Source organism: Acinetobacter sp. YZS-X1-1 (assembly GCF_000804305.1).
In the GTDB taxonomy this organism is placed as follows: domain Bacteria; phylum Pseudomonadota; class Gammaproteobacteria; order Pseudomonadales; family Moraxellaceae; genus Acinetobacter; species Acinetobacter variabilis.
In genome coordinates this window covers 163,788-181,673 of sequence record NZ_JWHB01000004.1, presented here as the reverse complement: position 1 = coordinate 181,673, position 17,886 = coordinate 163,788, and the positions used below count along the sequence as shown (strand labels likewise).

General features: G+C 42.7%; 21 protein-coding genes, 2 tRNA genes and 1 other RNA gene. 10 read left to right on the top strand and 14 right to left on the bottom strand.

Annotated features, from left to right (window positions below):
* Window positions 1-101 precede the first annotated feature (101 nt).
* Window positions 102-187: transfer RNA gene (locus RJ01_RS04480), tRNA-Leu, on the top strand.
* A gap of 93 nt (window positions 188-280) precedes the next feature.
* Complete coding sequence (locus RJ01_RS04475) at window positions 281-970, top strand: hypothetical protein (protein WP_034170182.1); 690 nt, start codon at window positions 281-283, stop codon at window positions 968-970.
* Window positions 971-998: 28 nt separating this feature from the next.
* On the opposite strand, the gene RJ01_RS04470 is transcribed toward RJ01_RS04475, so the two are convergent.
* The 5 genes from RJ01_RS04470 to rlmE form a co-directional block, all read right to left on the bottom strand.
* Window positions 999-1,313, bottom strand: a complete 315-nt coding sequence (locus tag RJ01_RS04470; protein ID WP_034170181.1) for a DUF5713 family protein — start codon at window positions 1,311-1,313, stop codon at window positions 999-1,001.
* A 105-nt stretch (window positions 1,314-1,418) separates the two neighbouring features.
* On the bottom strand, window positions 1,419-2,270 hold the full coding sequence (folP, locus tag RJ01_RS04465; protein ID WP_034170180.1) for a dihydropteroate synthase: 852 nt from the start codon (window positions 2,268-2,270) through the stop codon (window positions 1,419-1,421).
* Between the two features lie 78 nt (window positions 2,271-2,348).
* Complete coding sequence (locus tag RJ01_RS04460) at window positions 2,349-2,963, bottom strand: GNAT family N-acetyltransferase (protein WP_034170179.1); 615 nt, start codon at window positions 2,961-2,963, stop codon at window positions 2,349-2,351.
* 106 nt (window positions 2,964-3,069) lie between these two features.
* Window positions 3,070-4,959 (bottom strand): ATP-dependent zinc metalloprotease FtsH, encoded by a 1,890-nt coding sequence (gene ftsH, locus RJ01_RS04455; RefSeq protein ID WP_034170205.1) that lies wholly within the window; start codon window positions 4,957-4,959, stop codon window positions 3,070-3,072.
* A gap of 133 nt (window positions 4,960-5,092) precedes the next feature.
* A complete protein-coding gene (rlmE, locus tag RJ01_RS04450; RefSeq protein WP_004784794.1) occupies window positions 5,093-5,743 on the bottom strand; it encodes a 23S rRNA (uridine(2552)-2'-O)-methyltransferase RlmE in 651 nt (216 codons plus the stop codon).
* A 196-nt stretch (window positions 5,744-5,939) separates the two neighbouring features.
* Here rlmE and yhbY point away from each other — a divergent pair, with 196 nt between their 5' ends.
* On the top strand, window positions 5,940-6,263 hold the full coding sequence (gene yhbY, locus RJ01_RS04445; protein ID WP_034170178.1) for a ribosome assembly RNA-binding protein YhbY: 324 nt from the start codon (window positions 5,940-5,942) through the stop codon (window positions 6,261-6,263).
* An 11-nt stretch (window positions 6,264-6,274) separates the two neighbouring features.
* Window positions 6,275-6,814 carry a DOMON-like domain-containing protein gene (locus RJ01_RS04440; RefSeq protein ID WP_034170177.1) on the top strand — a complete coding sequence of 180 codons (540 nt, stop codon included), beginning with the start codon at window positions 6,275-6,277 and terminating at the stop codon, window positions 6,812-6,814.
* A gap of 276 nt (window positions 6,815-7,090) precedes the next feature.
* On the opposite strand, the gene RJ01_RS04435 is transcribed toward RJ01_RS04440, so the two are convergent.
* Both RJ01_RS04435 and RJ01_RS04430 read right to left on the bottom strand, forming a co-directional pair.
* Window positions 7,091-7,315: a hypothetical protein gene (locus tag RJ01_RS04435; protein ID WP_004784802.1), complete on the bottom strand. Its 225-nt coding sequence runs from the start codon at window positions 7,313-7,315 to the stop codon at window positions 7,091-7,093.
* A gap of 101 nt (window positions 7,316-7,416) precedes the next feature.
* Window positions 7,417-7,905 carry a hypothetical protein gene (locus tag RJ01_RS04430; protein WP_034170176.1) on the bottom strand — a complete coding sequence of 163 codons (489 nt, stop codon included), beginning with the start codon at window positions 7,903-7,905 and terminating at the stop codon, window positions 7,417-7,419.
* A 310-nt stretch (window positions 7,906-8,215) separates the two neighbouring features.
* Here RJ01_RS04430 and carA point away from each other — a divergent pair, with 310 nt between their 5' ends.
* The 3 genes from carA (at window position 8,216) to greA (ending at window position 13,161) form a co-directional block, all read left to right on the top strand.
* A complete protein-coding gene (gene carA / locus RJ01_RS04425) occupies window positions 8,216-9,355 on the top strand; it encodes a glutamine-hydrolyzing carbamoyl-phosphate synthase small subunit (RefSeq protein WP_034170175.1) in 1,140 nt (379 codons plus the stop codon).
* Window positions 9,356-9,368: 13 nt separating this feature from the next.
* A complete protein-coding gene (carB, locus tag RJ01_RS04420) occupies window positions 9,369-12,599 on the top strand; it encodes a carbamoyl-phosphate synthase large subunit (RefSeq protein WP_034170174.1) in 3,231 nt (1,076 codons plus the stop codon).
* Between the two features lie 85 nt (window positions 12,600-12,684).
* Entirely contained in the window at window positions 12,685-13,161 is a 477-nt protein-coding gene (greA, locus tag RJ01_RS04415) for a transcription elongation factor GreA (protein ID WP_005236827.1), read from the top strand.
* A gap of 78 nt (window positions 13,162-13,239) precedes the next feature.
* Here greA and RJ01_RS04410 read toward each other — a convergent pair whose 3' ends face one another.
* Window positions 13,240-13,821 carry a TetR/AcrR family transcriptional regulator gene (locus tag RJ01_RS04410; RefSeq protein WP_034170173.1) on the bottom strand — a complete coding sequence of 194 codons (582 nt, stop codon included), beginning with the start codon at window positions 13,819-13,821 and terminating at the stop codon, window positions 13,240-13,242.
* A 138-nt stretch (window positions 13,822-13,959) separates the two neighbouring features.
* On the opposite strand from RJ01_RS04410, the gene RJ01_RS04405 reads away from it, so the two are divergent.
* Both RJ01_RS04405 and RJ01_RS04400 read left to right on the top strand, forming a co-directional pair.
* Entirely contained in the window at window positions 13,960-14,364 is a 405-nt protein-coding gene (locus RJ01_RS04405) for a RidA family protein (protein ID WP_034170172.1), read from the top strand.
* A gap of 106 nt (window positions 14,365-14,470) precedes the next feature.
* Complete coding sequence (locus RJ01_RS04400; protein ID WP_034170171.1) at window positions 14,471-15,094, top strand: CatB-related O-acetyltransferase; 624 nt, start codon at window positions 14,471-14,473, stop codon at window positions 15,092-15,094.
* Between the two features lie 9 nt (window positions 15,095-15,103).
* On the opposite strand, the gene RJ01_RS16515 is transcribed toward RJ01_RS04400, so the two are convergent.
* The 6 genes from RJ01_RS16515 to coaD form a co-directional block, all read right to left on the bottom strand.
* The gene (locus RJ01_RS16515) at window positions 15,104-15,598 is read right to left on the bottom strand and encodes a hypothetical protein (protein ID WP_227504404.1); all 495 of its coding nucleotides are present in this window, start codon (window positions 15,596-15,598) and stop codon (window positions 15,104-15,106) included.
* 53 nt (window positions 15,599-15,651) lie between these two features.
* Window positions 15,652-15,837 (bottom strand): hypothetical protein, encoded by a 186-nt coding sequence (locus RJ01_RS16510; RefSeq protein WP_227504403.1) that lies wholly within the window; start codon window positions 15,835-15,837, stop codon window positions 15,652-15,654.
* A gap of 100 nt (window positions 15,838-15,937) precedes the next feature.
* Window positions 15,938-16,014, bottom strand: a tRNA-Met gene (locus RJ01_RS04390).
* 72 nt (window positions 16,015-16,086) lie between these two features.
* An RNA gene (gene rnpB, locus RJ01_RS15600) (RNase P RNA component class A) lies at window positions 16,087-16,464 on the bottom strand.
* Window positions 16,465-16,490: 26 nt separating this feature from the next.
* Window positions 16,491-16,754: a YfhL family 4Fe-4S dicluster ferredoxin gene (locus RJ01_RS04385; RefSeq protein WP_034170170.1), complete on the bottom strand. Its 264-nt coding sequence runs from the start codon at window positions 16,752-16,754 to the stop codon at window positions 16,491-16,493.
* A 1-nt stretch (window position 16,755) separates the two neighbouring features.
* Entirely contained in the window at window positions 16,756-17,247 is a 492-nt protein-coding gene (gene coaD / locus RJ01_RS04380; protein WP_004784820.1) for a pantetheine-phosphate adenylyltransferase, read from the bottom strand.
* A 138-nt stretch (window positions 17,248-17,385) separates the two neighbouring features.
* Here coaD and smpB point away from each other — a divergent pair, with 138 nt between their 5' ends.
* Window positions 17,386-17,862 carry an SsrA-binding protein SmpB gene (gene smpB / locus RJ01_RS04375; RefSeq protein ID WP_004784822.1) on the top strand — a complete coding sequence of 159 codons (477 nt, stop codon included), beginning with the start codon at window positions 17,386-17,388 and terminating at the stop codon, window positions 17,860-17,862.
* The last annotated feature ends 24 nt before the right edge of the window (window positions 17,863-17,886 follow it).

The following is a 17,886-nucleotide window of genomic DNA, read 5'->3' as shown; positions in this document are numbered from 1 at the left end:
AATTAATTTTTAAATTTAAGCTACTGAATTGCTTTAAAATAAAGCAAACGTATTGAAATTTACTTGCCAAGCTTTATTTCGTCCTCTATTATTGCGCACATGCCCGAGTGGTGAAATCGGTAGACACAGGGGATTTAAAATCCCCCGCCCACAAAGCGTGCCAGTTCGAGTCTGGCCTCGGGCACCATTTTAATTCTGATTAGAATGGTGCAATGAAAAATCTCCAGCATTCAGCTGGTTTTTTTATGCGTGATTATCACCAATAGAATGTGCCCTCCCCATGTCTGCATCCCGTTCTTTTGATCTAGCCAGATTGCAATTACGCCATCCTGATGCATTCTTTTGTAGCCTCAGCTATGGCCGTTATAAATATTTGAACCAGACCACTGATCTATATCTGTATTTACGTATCGGTATTCTGATCATGATCACAGGTTTTTGCTGCCTGTGCTTTTCGCTGCCGTTTTATCCTGACTTTGTCACTTCAAAATATCAGGCGCTCAGTGCAGGTACCATTGTCATGATTGGCATGCTTTATCCTTATATCTGGCGTGCCCAGTTTCAGGCGAAATACAGTTCTGCCCGCTATGCCAAGCGTTTGCAACTCTGCCTGTATATGCAAACCCTGATTGCGATTCTGTCATTTATAAATTATCAGTATTTTCACTCAGCATTTGTTACCTTGCCTTGCTTGGCCCTGCTTGCTTTCAGTAGCCTTGTACCAGTTTTAGTCGAGCCTTGTTTTAGAGTTTCGACTCGCAGCACCCTTCTGGTACGTTTGCAGAAAATCCGTCAACTGGCTTACTGGTCTTATCAGCAGTCGCAAAGCAAAGAGCCGGAACCAGTGCCTTATCACAAAGATTTAAAACAGTATTATCTGGATTTACATCATAGCTGCATGCTGGAAGAACAGAAACTATTAGATGAAATTCATTATAAAAATTTAAAAGACGTATTTTCAGATCATTAAAAAAAAGCCCTGTTTAACAGGGCTTTTTTTACCATTCGCGGTTAACGACCAGTTCTTCCATTTCAATATCAAACAGACCCTGTTCTTGCACGACCATCATCATGGCCTCGGCAATATAGTCTGCGGCAGTATTATCCAGAGAAGAGTCCAGATCTTCAAACTGCGGCTTCATGGCATTGATGTCTGCCACAGTCTCATGCGCTAGCTGGTACACGTCCTGATCTGATAAACTGGATTTAGATACTTTAGAAGCAAAGCGTTCGATGTGTTGCTTGATTTCTGCAACCAGAATATCGGGATAATATTCATCATCGAACATGGGGAGAAGTAAATCTGCAAACATTACAGGCACTCTAAAAGATGACAATCTAACTTAAGCGTGCCTGTATAGCACATTGCTGTTTAAAAGCCAAACAGCTTGTGCCCTTAGATGTCTTTCAGCCCAGATTTAGGCATTTTGCATAGCTTTCCAGATTTTTATGGCGTCTGCTGTTGCCTTGACATCATGTGCACGAACCATACAGGCACCTTGCTGAATGCTCAGCAAATGCGCCGCAGCCGAACCTACTGCACGTGCTTGAGGTTCTGCACCATCTAGTGCAGCACCAATAAAACGTTTGCGGGATAAGGCAGAAAGAACTGGATAGCCCATTTCAGTCAGTTTATAAAATTCCTGAAGCAATTTAAGATTTTGCTGGGCATTTTTGGCAAAACCAAAACCAGGATCAATCATGATATTTTCAGCTTTAACGCCGATATCTAAAGCATCTTGAACCCGTTGTGTCAGTTCCCGAATCACATCCTGAGTCACATCATCATACTGATCCAGATTATTCATCGTAGTCGGCTCACCACGCATATGCATGATGATCACCGGAATATTCAGTTCTGCTGCCGTTTCTAACGCTTGTGGACGAGTGAGCGCGCGTACATCATTCCAGATATGTGCACCAGCCTTGACGGCTGCTTTGATGACTTCCGGCTGTGAGGTATCAATCGAGATGATCACATCATGTTTAGATAGTTCTTCTACAACTGGAACCACACGACGAAGTTCTTCTTCAACGTCCACGACTGATGCACCCGGACGTGTAGATTCCCCCCCGATATCAATCACAGTGGCACCATCAGCGATCATTTCCAAGGCTTTTACTACTGCCTGATCTTTCTGATTATGTAGCCCTCCATCGCTAAAGGAATCCGGAGTCACATTTAAAATTCCCATCACATGCGGCTGAGACAAATCCAGTTTCAAATGACCGAAAGTCCAGATCTGTGGTAGTAATGGCTTCAGCTGCATGGTTCACTCCTAGTTCACAATAACCCCGGTATTGTCTTATGGAAAGGTCAATAAAGCAAAGCTCAATCTAATCAAGGCTTAGATTTCAAAGTGGTTCTTATTGGAATATTGCATCAGCTTGGCTTGCAGTAACGCTTTTACATCAACCCATTCGCTTTTTAAAATACTATAGATATAACTATCTCTGAGTGTCACGCCATCTTTACGCAGCATATGACATCTAATGATGCCATCCTGTTTGGCACCCAGAGCTTCAATAGCTTTTTGACTTTTGAGATTCAGATGATCAGTCCGAAAGCCTACCACTTGAGCATTCAGCTCTTCAAATGCATGCTGCAACAAAAGATATTTACAGACCCGGTTTACATAGGTTCGTTGATAAGGTTTGGCATACCAGGTAAAGCCAATTTCAACGCGTGGAATTTCTGGCTTGATATCATGATAACTGGTGGTGCCAATGGCGCGGCCCGAATTCAAATCAATCACGGCAAAAGCCATTCTTTCACCTTTGGACTGCTGTTCAAAAGCTTGGATAAAGTAGTGTTTAAGTTTATGTAGGTAAGGCACCGAGTTATATAACACTTCCCCTAAGTCCCTTTCGGCACATGCAGTTTCTAAGTCTGCAAAATGTTCCCAGCTCAGTGGCTCCAAACGTAGCTGATAAATATCGGATTCCAGAACAGGTAAATTCATTCTTATTTTTACTCATTGATTTTTATGAGTTGACTATAGCATTCAACTAGATATGACAAAATAATAGCCATAAAAAAACCACCCGAAGGTGGTTTTAATTGTTAACTTAGTTCGCTGGTAATGGCGGAGGAGTCATTGGACCATCAGTCGGTGTTACATCAATCACTGGATTGTCTGAAACATAAACTTTAGGTGGTTTTGGCTCACGACCTTCCATAATGTCACGAATCTGTTCACGATCAATTGTTTCCCACTCAAGTAGCGCTTTCACCATGGCATGGGCAATATCTTTGTTATTTTCAAGGATATCGCGTGCAACCTTGTATTGCTCATCGATGATGCGACGAACTTCCGCATCTACCTGTTGTTGGGTGGCCTCAGAAATCGTACGGGTACCAATGCTACCCATAAATGACTGTTGAGAGTCATCTTCATAGACCATGACGCCTAACTTGTCCGACATACCATATTTGGTCACCATTGCACGTGCCATTTTAGTTGCACGTTCAAAGTCATTCGAAGCACCAGTCGACATCTGGTTAATAAATACTTCTTCTGCGATACGACCACCAAACAGGATTGAAAGTTCATTCAACATCTTGTCTTTATAATGGCTAGTCTGGTCAAACTCAGGCAACTGCCAGGTGACACCCAATGCCCAGCCACGCGGCATGATGGTGACTTTATGCACAGGATCTGTACCTGGAAGCATTTCTGCCACAATCGCATGACCTGCTTCATGGTAAGCCGTAGCACGACGCTCTTCTTCACGAAGTACCATCGATTTACGTTCAGGGCCCATGTACAGTTTGTCTTTCGCATCTTCAAAGTCATGCATATCGACGGTGTTCTTGTTACGACGTGCAGCAAATAATGCCGCTTCGTTTACAAGGTTGGCCAACTGTGCACCTGAGAAGCCTGGTGTACCACGAGCAAGCACTTTGACATCTACACCCGTAGTAGAAGGCAATTTCTTCAAATGTACATTCAGGATTTGCTCACGACCTTTAATATCTGGCAGACCTACCATGACTTGACGGTCGAAACGGCCTGGACGAAGTAAAGCTTTATCCAGTACATCAGCACGGTTAGTTGCAGCGATCACGATAATGCCTTCATTGCCTTCAAAACCGTCCATCTCTACCAGCATCTGGTTCAGAGTCTGTTCACGTTCATCATGACCGCCACCTGTACCTGAACCACGATGACGACCGACTGCATCAATCTCATCAATGAAGATGATACATGGTGCATGGCGTTTTGCCTGTTCGAACATGTCACGTACACGAGATGCACCGACACCGACAAACATTTCAACGAAGTCAGAACCTGAGATACTAAAGAATGGAACTTTTGCTTCACCTGCAATGGCTTTAGCCAGCAGGGTTTTACCTGTACCTGGAGGACCCACCATCAGGACGCCTTTAGGAATAGTCGCACCCAGACGTTTGAATTTTGCAGGATCTTTCAGGAAGTCAACGATTTCGACCACTTCCTGTTTTGCTTCATCACAACCCGCCACATCAGTAAATGTTACTTTGATCTGGTCTTCAGATAGCATTTTCGCTTTAGATTTACCAAAGCTCATTGGGCCATTCTTGCCGCCTGCACCGCCACCCATGTTGCGCATAAAGAACATGAATAACAAAATGATTAGAAGCACAGGGAAACTTGCAATCAGCAATTGCATGAGCAAGCCTTGACGTTGAGGCGCTTCACCTTCAACGACTACATTATTTTTAATCAGGCTTGGCATCAGTTCTGGGTCTTGAACTGCCGGGCGAATGCTTTCAAACTCTGAACCGTTTGATTTTTCACCGCGAATTCTTTCGCCATCAATTGTAACTTGTTTAATTTGGCCAGCATTGACCGCGGCAACAAACTCCGAATAGTTCATTGTAGTCGGTTGATTGCGGTCACTGACGTTGCTGAAGATTAACACCAGCACACCCAGTATCACGAGCCACAATACGGCATTCTTAAAAAGATCGCTCAAAGCTTTATTTCCCATTCCAATCTAATTTGATCATGCCCTCGAAGGGTGACCTTAATCAATAAGCTGCAAATCAATTTGCAATAATGTAAAAACCTACAAAATGCACAATTTTTAACGTGTTGGCAAGTAAACTTTATTTCAAAGCCTTCTTGCGTCCCTGTCCGACCAAAAACACTTCTTTCGAACGGGCACGTGATGCAGCAGGTTTAATCGTCTTCAATACATCAAAACTGTTAACGACTTCTTTACGAAATTCATCAAAACCTGAACCCTGGAATACTTTCACTACAAACTGTCCTTTCGGACCGAGTACCTTGTTGGCAAAATCCAGAGCAAGTTCACATAAATAAATCTGACGTGGTTGATCTACAGCTCTATTACCTGATGTATTGGGGGCCATATCTGAAATTACAACGTCTACTGTGCGTCCGTTTAAAATATTTAACAATTTATCGAATACTTCTTGTTCACGGAAATCGCCCTGCAAGAAAGTCACATCAGGTAGCGCATCCATTTCTAAGATGTCTGATGCAATCACCAGACCTTTATCACCGACCAGTTTTCCGGCAATCTGGGACCAGCTTCCTGGGGCAGCACCTAAGTCCACTACAGTCATGCCGGGTTTGATAATGCCGTATTTTTCCTGAATTTCTAGCAACTTGTACGCAGCACGGGCACGATAACCTTCTTTTTGTGCTTTTTTCACATAAAAGTCATCAAGATGCTCTCTCATCCACGCACGACTACTTTTAGATAACTTTTGGTTGGTAATGCGTGTTGCCATAACTCTCTAAATAAAAAAAACTTCTAATGATTCATTGTACGTGAAAAACACATTTTTTGCAGTATACATGTGTATCTAAATCTGAGTATTCCGGTGTGATTTGCGATTATTTACAAGTGATTATTTCCTGAGAATTTACAGCGTTTGTTTTTCGCTTTTGCTATACTAAGCCGTTTTAAAAATTAGGTTATCTCTCATGGCGTCTTTATCTATTCAGGAACGTAAGCGTTTACGTCAAATTGGACATGCATTAAACCCGGTTGTAATGCTTGGTGACAAAGGCTTAACTGAATCTGTAGTTGAAGAGCTAAATCGTGCCCTTAATGATCACGAACTCATTAAAGTAAAAGTGGTGGCTGAAGACCGTGAAGCACGTGTAGCACTCATTGCTGAACTTTCAGAAACTACAGGTGCTGAAGTGGTACAAACTATTGGTAAAATTGCGCTGCTTTACAAGAAAGCTCCAAAGCAAAACCAGAAGTTATCCAATCTTGTCCGTTTTGCCCATCTTTCTAACTAAGTACAGGATTTATGGCCAGTTACGAACTCAGCGCATTTGATCGCCGTTTTCAGGCAATCTCATTGGTCGGTGCCATCGAACAGCAAAATCCATGCAGCTTGAATGTCGGATTTTGGTTGCGCGATCCCAACCAGTACGTGCTGTGGCCAGAAATGGTTACTGCACATCCCCGTCGTGATTTTTTGTGGGAACAGACCTGCTTTGAAATCTTTATCGGGGTTCAGGGTGAAGATTATTATCGCGAAATCAATCTCTCCCCTTCTCAGGCCTGGCAAGCCTATCAGTTTGAGGAATATCGCTATCCGGAAGATATGCCGCCACCTGCTGCATACGATATCGAACTGAATCAGCTTAAACGCACCCATTATGGCCTTAATGTCAGTCTGGATCTGACCGAGTTTATGGTTGAGCACAAACTTAAATGGGCAGACCTGTTTATTGGTCTGACAGCAGTATTAAAAACCTCACAAGGTGATCAATACTTTGCAATGCAGCACAGCAGTCCAGAAGCAGACTTCCACAATAAACGGGATTGGCTGCATGTCTTTTAATGCAGATTAAAAGCATTTACTGGATAAAAAAGATATTAAAAAACGTGAGCATTAAAGTCTCACGTTTTTTTATGGGCTTTTCCGGCTCATCCGTTCAAAGCTCGCTGTTATAGCTTGAGGAAAATATTTACCTGTATTTTCATTACATGGATTCAGGTCAAAATTAAATTGATACAACTAGCCTGCTCTCTATACTTAGGGTTGGCTACTTTAATAATAATTTAAACGATATTTAAGCTGATAGACTAAGAGTTCGTTTTAATTGTTTTCGACATTTTAGTGATGTAAGCGGTAATTGTCCTGCACTGATTTTACCGCGGCATAAAAAATTATAGTTAACGTGAAGATGATCAGGATAATCGTTCCAAAAGTTAGTCCAAAGAATCCCAAGCATAACATCATCACACCCAGATAAAGTGCACGCATCAACCAACTTTCCAGATTAAGCATCATAATCAGCGTCAGTAAACCAAGTACACCTGCAAAATAATGCTGCTGCATCGTGACCCCCTTTCATTATTATTGTGAGTCCGTTTGCCTCAAAAAGACAAAGGAGAACATATCTAGTTCTCCTTTCATGCAATTTTAGTCAGCGTATTCCCTTAACTCTTCAGCTCAAGGCTTTTTTCTGAACTTTCAGCTTTTACCATGGGTTTGACCTTTTTCAGGACTTCAATGGTGCTGTCTTTTGAGCGCTTGAATGTACCAGTCAGATGCTCTTTATGTTTGGTCGAGATCTGGCTGACATCTTCTTTCAGTTCTTTACCCATATTGGATAAGTCTTCAATCACTGCGGTAAATTCGGTTTTGATAAAACTGGTTAATTCAGTCAGTTCTTTTTGCGAACCAAAAAACTGCTCTTTCAGAGTATCGATCCGTTGTAACAGATCCTGTTTTAACTGGCGTAACTGTTCCTGCACAGTATCACCCAGCTGTTTCGCTTCGACTTCAAGTTTCTCTTTGCTTTCTTCGATAGTTTCTACCACCTGTTCTTTGGCCTCAGCTGCTACTTTTTCAAGCTGTTCAGTCGTTTCTGAAACCACGGTATTGATCTTTTTCTTGGATTGGGAAGATTTCGCTGCTGTAGTCATGTGTCTTATTCCTATAATTATATTACGACTCATCCATATTAGTAGTTTTGATAAAAATTAAGATTTGATTTGTTAGACAATTCTTAATTGCTTACATTTTTTTACGTTGTTCGTAAAACAGACTTTCAAGCAAAAAGCAAGCCATTTATCTCATACTTTTGCTGCAAAGCTATTGGACTTGGGGGGTGGTTCTGCGTATAATGCCGTGTTAAGTTCAAGCGAGCAGACATAGGAGGGTAGGTTTAAAAATTAACCTTCCTTTTTTTTCGTCTACTCGCTTTTTTACAGCCTAAATTTCAGGAGCTTTGGTTTGAGCACCCCAGCAATTTTAGCCCTTGCCGACGGAACTATCTTTAAAGGTACTTCAATTGGCGCATCGGGTTGTACGACTGGTGAAGTCGTTTTCAACACTGCCATGACTGGCTATCAAGAAATTTTGACTGATCCTAGTTATGCACAGCAGCTTGTAACGCTGACTTACCCACATATCGGTAACACAGGTTGCAACGAAGAAGACGCTGAATCAGGTCGTATTCATAAAGTATGGGCAAACGGTTTAATTATCCGCGACCTTCCTTTACTACATAGTAACTTCCGTGCGAATCAATCACTTGGTGATTATTTAAAACAGCACAATGTAGTTGCCATTGCTGACATCGACACGCGACGATTAACTCGAATTTTGCGTGATAAAGGTGCACAAAACGGTTGTATCCTTGCGGGTGAAAACATCACTGAAGAAGAAGCAGTCGAAAAAGCACGTGCATTCGGTGGTTTAAGTGGTTTAGACCTTGCGAAAGAATGCTGTGATCCGAGCGGTTTCGAATGGACTGAAGGCTCATGGGCACTTGGCAAAGGCTTTACTCAACCTGAACTTAAATTCCATGTGGTTGCATACGACTACGGTGTCAAAACCAACATCTTGCGTATGCTCGCAGACCGCGGCTGTAAATTGACTGTGGTGCCTGCACAAACTCCTGCTGAAAAAGTACTTGCGTTAAATCCAGATGGCGTATTCCTGTCAAATGGTCCTGGCGATCCAGCTGCATGTGACTACGCAATTGAAGCTGTAAAAACAATTGTTGAAACAACTGAAATTCCAGTATTTGGTATCTGCTTGGGTCACCAGATTCTTGCTCTTGCATCGGGTGCTAAAACGGTAAAAATGCCGCACGGTCACCATGGCGCTAACCATCCTGTACAGAACATCGAAACTGGTACAGTGATGATTACTTCTCAAAACCACGGCTTCGCAGTGGATGAAAGCACCTTGCCTGCGGTATTGCGTGTGACTCATCGCTCACTGTTTGATGGTACAAACCAAGGTATCCATCGTACAGACAAACCTGCGTTCAGCTTCCAGGGTCACCCTGAAGCAAGCCCTGGTCCACATGACTGCGCACCATTGTTCGATCATTTCATCGAACTTATCGAAGCATCTAAGAAGTAACTAAGGAAGCATCATGGCTAAACGTACTGACATTAAAAGCATCTTGATCATTGGTGCTGGTCCGATCGTCATCGGTCAAGCATGTGAGTTTGACTACTCAGGTGCTCAAGCATGTAAAGCGCTTCGTGAAGAAGGCTACCGCGTTATTCTGGTGAACTCTAACCCAGCCACCATTATGACCGACCCTGCAATGGCAGATGCGACGTATATCGAACCGATTACCTGGCAGACTGTTGCAGCAATCATTGAAAAAGAACGTCCAGATGCTGTCCTTCCAACGATGGGTGGCCAGACTGCACTGAACTGTGCCCTTGCACTGGATGCCAACGGTATTCTTGAAAAATACAACGTTGAGCTGATCGGCGCGACCAAAGAAGCGATCGAAAAAGCAGAAGACCGTAAACTGTTTGACGAAGCAATGCGTAAAATTGGTCTCGAGTGTCCAAAAGCGGCTATTGCTGAATCTATGGAAGAAGCACTTGAGATTCAAGCGCGCTTCGGCTTCCCTGTGATTATCCGTCCATCATTCACTATGGGTGGTTCAGGCGGTGGTATTGCTTACAACCGTGAAGAATTCCTGGAAATCTGTGAACGCGGTTTCGACCTCTCTCCTACTCACCAGTTATTGATCGATGAATCATTGATTGGCTGGAAAGAATACGAAATGGAAGTTGTTCGTGACAAAAACGACAACTGTATCATTGTATGTACCATTGAAAACTTCGACCCAATGGGCGTGCACACAGGTGACTCGATCACTGTTGCGCCTGCGCAAACGCTTACAGATAAAGAATTCCAGTTACTACGTAACGCTTCTCTAGCTGTACTTCGTGAAATTGGTGTAGAAACAGGTGGTTCTAACGTTCAGTTCGGTATTAACCCGAAAGACGGCCGTATGGTTGTGATCGAGATGAACCCGCGTGTTTCTCGTTCATCTGCTCTTGCATCTAAAGCAACAGGTTTCCCGATTGCGAAAATCGCAGCGAAACTGGCTGTGGGTTATACGCTTGATGAGTTGAAAAACGACATCACTGGCGGTACAACACCTGCATCATTCGAACCTGCAATCGACTACGTTGTAACCAAAATTCCTCGTTTCAACTTTGAAAAATTCCCACAAGCTGATGCAACTTTGACAACACAGATGAAATCTGTGGGTGAAGTGATGGCCATTGGTCGTAACTTCCAGGAGTCTATGCAAAAAGCGCTTCGTGGTCTTGAAGTGGGCGCTTCTGGTTTTGACGAAAAAATTGAAGTGGGTGCTGAAGGCGCGCGCGACAAAATCTTGCAAGAGCTTAAAGTGCCAGGTCCTGAGCGTATTTGGTACGTGGGCGACGCATTCCGTCACGGCTTTACTTTAGACGAAGTATTCGCTGCAACGAACATTGACCGCTGGTTCTTGATTCAAATCGAAGACATCATCAAAACTGAAAACCAGATCAAAACTTTAGGTTTTGGCGACTTGAACGCAGACAACATCCGTGCATTCAAACGTAAAGGCTTATCAGATCTTCGCATTGCGGACTTGATGGGCATTTCACAAAAACAATTCCGTAAACACCGTTGGAACCTGGGCGTCACTCCAGTCTACAAACGTGTGGATACATGTGCTGCAGAATTCGAATCTGATACTGCTTATATGTACTCAACTTATGATGAAGAGTGTGAATCTAATCCGTCTAACCGCGACAAGATCATGGTGATTGGTGGCGGCCCTAACCGTATCGGTCAAGGGATCGAATTCGATTACTGCTGTGTACACGCTGCCCTTGCAATGCGTGAAGACGGCTATGAAACCATCATGGTGAACTGTAACCCTGAAACTGTTTCTACGGATTACGACACATCTGACCGTTTGTACTTCGAACCAATTACACTTGAAGACGTTCTTGAAATCGTACGTATCGAGAAGCCAAAAGGCATTATCGTACAGTACGGTGGTCAAACACCTTTGAAACTGGCTCGTGCTTTAGAAGAAGCGGGTGCGCCAATCATTGGTACATCTCCTGATGCGATTGACCGCGCAGAAGACCGTGAACGTTTCCAGCAAATGATTCAACGTCTGCAACTTCGTCAACCAAATAACAGCATCGTAAAATCTGCTGAAGAAGGTATGGCTGAAGCATCTAAAGTAGGCTATCCACTTGTTGTACGTCCTTCTTACGTCCTTGGTGGTCGTGCGATGGAAATCGTGTACAACGACGAAGAACTCAAACGTTACTTACGTGATGCGGTTCAAGCATCAAACGAAGCACCTGTTCTGCTTGACCGCTTCCTGGATGATGCAATTGAAGTTGACGTAGACTGCGTATCTGACGGTAAAGACGTAGTAATTGGCGGCATCATGCAGCACATTGAACAAGCAGGTATTCACTCAGGTGACTCAGCATGTTCGATTCCTCCTTATTCTTTGTCTAAAGAGATTCAGGACGAAATGCGTCGTCAGACAATTGCAATGGCAAAAGAACTTGGCGTAATCGGTTTGATGAACGTTCAGTTTGCAGTTAAAGGCAAAGACGTTTACATCCTGGAAGTGAACCCACGTGCATCACGTACTGTGCCGTTCGTTTCTAAGTGTATCGGCGAATCTTTAGCGAAAGTGGCTGCACGTTGTATGGCGGGTCAATCTCTAGAATCTCAAGGATTCACTTCAGAGATTATCCCTGAACACTTCTCTGTAAAAGAAGCAGTGTTCCCATTCAACAAATTCCCTGGTGTTGATCCGATCCTTGGCCCTGAGATGAAATCGACTGGCGAAGTGATGGGAGTTGGTAAAACATTCGGTGAAGCATTTTATAAAGCTGTTCTAGGTGCGAACGAACGTCTACCTGGTCTTCCGACAGAAGGTGAAGTGAAACACGCATTTATTTCTGTACGTGACTCAGATAAACCTCGTGCAGCAGGCATTGCGAAACAATTGATTGACCTAGGCTTCAAGATTCTTGCAACTGATGGTACATTTAAAGTGATTAGCGAAGCTGGTCTTGAATGTGAACGCGTAAACAAAGTAACTGAAGGTCGTCCAAACATTGTGGACCGTATTAAAAACGGCGAAATCCACCTTGTAATCAATACGACTGAAGGTAAAAAAGCGCAGGAAGATTCATTCTCGATCCGTCGTTCAGCGCTACAAGGTAAAGTGTATAACACAACTACCTTGAATGGTGCTGATGCTGTATGCCAAGCTTTAGCAATTAAATTGCCAATGGATGTATATCGTTTGCAAGATTTAACAGTAGGTTAATTCGTTACTGAGAAGTCCCGTCACCTTCTCGGTGGCGGGCTTTTTTTCATTTATAGACTTTCATTTTTATTACTGAGGGACAACTATGCAACGTTATCCTATGACTCCCGAAGGCAAACTTGCCTTAGAGAAAGAATTACACCAACTGAAAACTGTGGATCGTCCACGTATTACTGCAGCGATTGCAGAGGCACGTGAGCATGGGGATTTAAAAGAAAACGCGGAATATCATGCTGCGCGTGAGCAGCAAGGTTTCTGTGAAGGCCGTATTCAGGACATCGAAGGTAAACTGGGCGCTTGCCAGGTGATTGATGTTAAAGAACTGGAGCAAAATGGTCGTGTAGTTTTTGGTGTCACTGTGACTATTGAGAATCTGGACACTGAAGAGCGCAAAACTTACAAAATCGTGGGCGATGACGAAGCAGACTTTAAGATTAACAAGATCTCTGTGAACTCTCCGATTGCGCGTGGCCTGCTGGGTAAAAACGAAGGCGACGATGTGAAAATCGTAACTCCACAAGGTGAAGTTGAATACGAAATCGTAAGCGTTGAATATATCTAATTTTTAAATAGATATTTTAGGCTGTAAGACCCCTCAGATGAGGGGTTTTTTTATTGAGTCTAGAAATTTCTATCGGCTTTATTTTAAGAAGCCAGACGCCAAGGCTTCAAATGCCTGTAAAGCCTGAGATAAGACCTGTGCAGGATCCTCACTTGAAGCGACCCATAGTGCTGCATTCATTGCTGCACCATTTAGCAAGACTGCCGCAGCAAGTGCATCAACTGGTTTCAATCTATCTTCAGCCAGTAACTGTTCTACACATTCACGTGTCGACTGCAGGCATTTACTTTGACTTGGCCAATGTGCGGGATCCCCTAATACTGCCGGACCATCACGTAGCACAATCTGTTGAAACTCAGCATTCAAAGCATTTTCAATATAAGTACGCCCTTCAAGCATCAATCCTTCCCATAGATCATTAGGCTGCTCCAGATGTTGCCCGGCATATTCAGCCATTTCTGAATCAATCTGATCGACCACGGCGGCAAACAAGCCTTTTTTATCTCCAAAATGATGGTATAGCGCACCCCGGGTCAGCCCTGCTTCTGCCGTGAGCTTATCCATTGAAGTATCCGCATAACCGTATTCAGCAAATGCACATCGTGCGACTTCTATGAGTTTTTTGCGGGTTTCCGCCATTTTTTGTTCACGTACAGACATATGTTGTTTCCACCAGCATTGTGAAAAATTTTAATTGACATACGCCTCGTATGTCAATTATTTTAACATACGAGGCGTATGTGAAGATTTGAATTGCTTCCTAAAATACGTATAAATTAAAATTGAGCGAGGATTATCATGACTAGAACTGCAATATCTCCCCAAGATCGCCATGCCCTGTATGAACAGCATGGTTATTCTGCTGCCATCAAATCAGAAGATTTATTATTTGTATCCGGTCAGGTTGGTAGCCGTGAAGATGGTAGTCCTGAACCTAACTTTGAGAAACAGGTAAAACGAGCCTTTGAAAACTTGGCTGCTACATTGGCTGCAGCTGGCTGTACTTTCGATGATATTGTCGATGTCACAACTTTTCATACTGATCTGGAACGGCAGTTCGAAAGCATCATGAAAGTGAAAAGTCGGATATTTACAGAGAAGCCTTATCCTAACTGGACAGCAGTAGGTGTCACGTGGTTAGCAGGTTTTGATTTTGAAATTAAAGTGATTGCTCGTATTCCTACAGCATCCACACCAGTCTAATCATTTGCGTTATTCGCAGTCGCTTGAGCGTCTTTTAGATATTATTCAGCAAGTTTAAACGCCGATTAGGTATAATTTCTTATTCACTATTTTTTGTATCCCCCTTATGGCTGAAAAGTTAATTAATTCTCCTGTGAATCACTGGTGTGAATTTGAGTTCATATCAAAAACGGTGAAGAATCCAAATATTCATATTAAGGGCAATTACAGTTATTACTCAGCCTATTGGGATCAAGGTTTTGAGCGTTGTGTGGTGCGTTATCTGCATGACAAGCCAGCCACACCAGAGAAACCGATTGACCAGCTTTATATCGGTAATTTTGTCTGCTTTGGTGCAGAATGCGTGATTATGATGGGTGGCAACCAGTTACACCGTACCGACTGGATTTCTGCGTTTCCATTCGATACACGCAGTTTTGTGCCTGCGGGTGATACTGTTATTGGTGATGGTTGCTGGATTGGCTCTCGTGCCATGATCATGCAAGGTGTAACGCTTGGCGAAGGTGCTGTGGTGGCAACAGGTGCTGTAGTAACGAAAGATGTGCCACCTTATGCTGTTGTCGGTGGCGTACCTGCGAAAATTATTAAATATCGTTTCCCTGAAGAAGATATAGAAAAACTGCTTTCACTTAAGCTCTATGACTTAGATGAAAAGCAGTTTTTAAAGATGCGTGAACAATTGCAGACGAATGATGTTGAATTATTGATAAAATTCATAAATAAAGTTTAAGAAAATAATTTACTCAACAATACAAACCTCTGTCAATATCTTTGAGTCTACATCCTTACGGAAAGTAATTTTAAATTTTTCACTAAACTTTCTTGAATATATATTTTCATAGGTTAGAAGTATATTTCTAACACATACAGCACCTTGATCAAATAATTCCTCCTCAGTCTCACTCAATTCATCAGTAATGTGCATATATTTTTTTTCAAAGTAAGATTTGATTATTGATGAATAATTAATATTGTTTTCTAAATCAGGAAATAATGTTAAATTTTTAGCTGGATTATCTGTAACATTATTAACTCTAAAGTCTAAGTAGTATTTATGTGATTGTTCTTGCACAGTAAAAGTTATTGTAAGAATTGGATTTATTGACTGATGTTTATCCTCAATTTCAAGACGTTGATATTCTGCTAATAATTTTTGCTGTTCAACTGTTTTTTGCATTTCTTCTATCTGTAAGTTTAGTGCAACACTAGTTTTCTGTAATTCAATCGCTTGCATCTTCAAAGCTTCAGAATTTTGCTTTAAGCCCTCGCCTTGCTGATAAAACCCCCTTACCAACCAAAAAATGCAAGTGGCGCAAAAGCACCTGCTATAAAATTTCCAAACTCATTTAGATCTTTAGGCAGCAAACCATTATGAATTTTAAAATAGATAAAGATTAACCAACCAAAAGTTATTGCCCATGACAAACAACTTCCAATATTTTCTTTAATCCACTTAATAAAATTTTGATTCATTATTTTTAAAATTCAGTTACTTATTTTCCACTCATCTTATCATTTTAATTTTTAAAGGCATAAAAAAACCCACTCAATCGGAGTGGGTTTTTTCAGAATATGGTGGCTATGACGAGACTTGAACTTGTGACCCCCGCATTATGAGTGCGGTGCTCTAACCAACTGAGCTACATAGCCTTAAACTGTGCGCGCATTATGGGTTTTTCTGTTTAGAACGTCAAGCCCATATTGTGCTGATTGATCAAAATTTGGTGAAGTGAGCCGATAAGCCGGGTTCTGTCGAGAACGATCATTCCTCTAGGCGTACAATCACTCATACGCTCAAGCGACCTACCCGGATCCAGCATGGGCCATGCCTAAAGGATCCCTATTTGGTCTTGCTTCCAGTGGGGTTTACCATGCCATGAACTGTTACCAGTCATGCGGTGCGCTCTTACCGCACCCTTTCACCCTTACCTCCGATTCCGATTGCTCGAAACCATAATGAAGGCGGTCTACTCTCTGCTGCACTTTCCGTCGGCTCACGCCGCCCAGGCGTTACCTGGCACCTTGCCCTATGAAGCCCGGACTTTCCTCCCCTGCTTCAATCACGGAGATCTCCACAGCAGCGATCGTCTAGCTCACTTCGAGCCGCATAGTACCAAATCTGGCAACTAATTGCTTGATGTTTTTTGAGCAGTCAGTTTTTCATACTTGGCTTGCAGCTGTTCCTGCGTTTCGACATGATTCGGATCAAGCGGAATACAGTCCACGGGGCAGAATAACTGGCACTGTGGTTTATCATGATGCCCAACGCACTCTGTACATAAGTCCGGGTTAATTTCATAGATGACTTCGCCCATGAAAATTGCCTCATTCGGGCATACAGGTTCACAGACATCACAATTGATACATTCATCGGTGATATATAAAGACACTCTACCAACCTTGTTGAAGTTTACGCTCGAAGGCTTCAACCACGTTTGGCGGAACAAACTTGGTCACATCACCTCTTAAACGAGCAATTTCACGCACCAATGTGGATGAAATAAAAGAATATTGCTCTGAAGGGGTTAAAAATACCGCTTCAAAATGAGAATCCAGTTGACGGTTCATGTTGGCCAGCTGGAATTCATACTCAAAATCGGACACTGCACGTAAACCACGCAACACCGCTGTCGCATTCTGCTCGCGGAAGAAGTTCACCAGCAGGCCATCAAATCCTACAAATTCAACATTGTTCAAATGGCTTAATGACGTTTGGGCCAGTTCAACTCGTTCTTCAAGACTAAATACCGGGTTTTTGTGATGTCCGATTGCAATCGCAACTACAACTTCATCAAACATCTTTGCTGCGCGGGTCACCAAATCAATGTGGCCATTGGTGATCGGATCAAAAGTTCCCGGATAAATTACACGAGTTTTAGTCATCCATTTGTACTCTGTTTATTGTGTAAGCTTCCATTTTAACAAAATCTTCATTTTTTAGTGAAGAAACTCCATCAATTTAAACACTTCAACTCAATAAAAGTTACGGTACAATAGCTGTAACTTTGGAAGTATCTGATTATGGCGAAAGCAACTGTAGTTAAAAAAAATAACGGCGGAACGATTGCTCTGAACAAACGTGCCCGTCACGATTATTTTATTGAAGAAAAATTTGAAGCTGGACTTTCCTTGCAAGGCTGGGAAGTAAAATCCCTGCGTGCCGGTCGTATGAGTATTGTGGAGAGCTATATCACCTTTAAAAATGGTGAAGCCTTCCTGTTCGGCGCACAGATTCAGCCTTTACTGAGTGCATCTACCCATGTTGTCCCTGAAGCGACACGTACCCGTAAACTGCTGCTGAAACGCCGTGAAATTGAAAAACTCATGGGTGCAATCAACCAGAAAGGTTATTCCTGTGTACCACTGGCCTGTTACTGGAAAGGCCCGCATGCCAAGCTGGAAATTGCGTTGGTAAAAGGTAAACAGTTACACGACAAGCGTGCATCTGAAAAAGACCGTGACTGGCAACGTGATAAAGCGCGTATTTTCCATAAATAATGCCAGCAATAAAAAACCTCCAAT

Coding starts and splice junctions, on each gene's coding strand:
- smpB (WP_004784822.1), top strand. CDS start 17,386: ATGGCGAAAGCAACTGTAGTTAAAAAAAATAACGGCGGAACGATTGCT.
- folP (WP_034170180.1), bottom strand. CDS start 2,270: ATGCAGCTGAAGCCATTACTACCACAGATCTGGACTTTCGGTCATTTG.
- RJ01_RS04460 (WP_034170179.1), bottom strand. CDS start 2,963: ATGAATTTACCTGTTCTGGAATCCGATATTTATCAGCTACGTTTGGAG.
- RJ01_RS04410 (WP_034170173.1), bottom strand. CDS start 13,821: ATGTCTGTACGTGAACAAAAAATGGCGGAAACCCGCAAAAAACTCATA.
- RJ01_RS04470 (WP_034170181.1), bottom strand. CDS start 1,313: ATGTTTGCAGATTTACTTCTCCCCATGTTCGATGATGAATATTATCCC.
- carB (WP_034170174.1), top strand. CDS start 9,369: ATGGCTAAACGTACTGACATTAAAAGCATCTTGATCATTGGTGCTGGT.
- RJ01_RS04430 (WP_034170176.1), bottom strand. CDS start 7,905: ATGACTACAGCAGCGAAATCTTCCCAATCCAAGAAAAAGATCAATACC.
- coaD (WP_004784820.1), bottom strand. CDS start 17,247: ATGACTAAAACTCGTGTAATTTATCCGGGAACTTTTGATCCGATCACC.
- RJ01_RS04475 (WP_034170182.1), top strand. CDS start 281: ATGTCTGCATCCCGTTCTTTTGATCTAGCCAGATTGCAATTACGCCAT.
- yhbY (WP_034170178.1), top strand. CDS start 5,940: ATGGCGTCTTTATCTATTCAGGAACGTAAGCGTTTACGTCAAATTGGA.
- RJ01_RS04400 (WP_034170171.1), top strand. CDS start 14,471: ATGGCTGAAAAGTTAATTAATTCTCCTGTGAATCACTGGTGTGAATTT.
- greA (WP_005236827.1), top strand. CDS start 12,685: ATGCAACGTTATCCTATGACTCCCGAAGGCAAACTTGCCTTAGAGAAA.
- RJ01_RS04405 (WP_034170172.1), top strand. CDS start 13,960: ATGACTAGAACTGCAATATCTCCCCAAGATCGCCATGCCCTGTATGAA.
- RJ01_RS04435 (WP_004784802.1), bottom strand. CDS start 7,315: ATGCAGCAGCATTATTTTGCAGGTGTACTTGGTTTACTGACGCTGATT.
- RJ01_RS16510 (WP_227504403.1), bottom strand. CDS start 15,837: ATGAATCAAAATTTTATTAAGTGGATTAAAGAAAATATTGGAAGTTGT.
- rlmE (WP_004784794.1), bottom strand. CDS start 5,743: ATGGCAACACGCATTACCAACCAAAAGTTATCTAAAAGTAGTCGTGCG.
- RJ01_RS16515 (WP_227504404.1), bottom strand. CDS start 15,598: ATGCAAGCGATTGAATTACAGAAAACTAGTGTTGCACTAAACTTACAG.
- RJ01_RS04440 (WP_034170177.1), top strand. CDS start 6,275: ATGGCCAGTTACGAACTCAGCGCATTTGATCGCCGTTTTCAGGCAATC.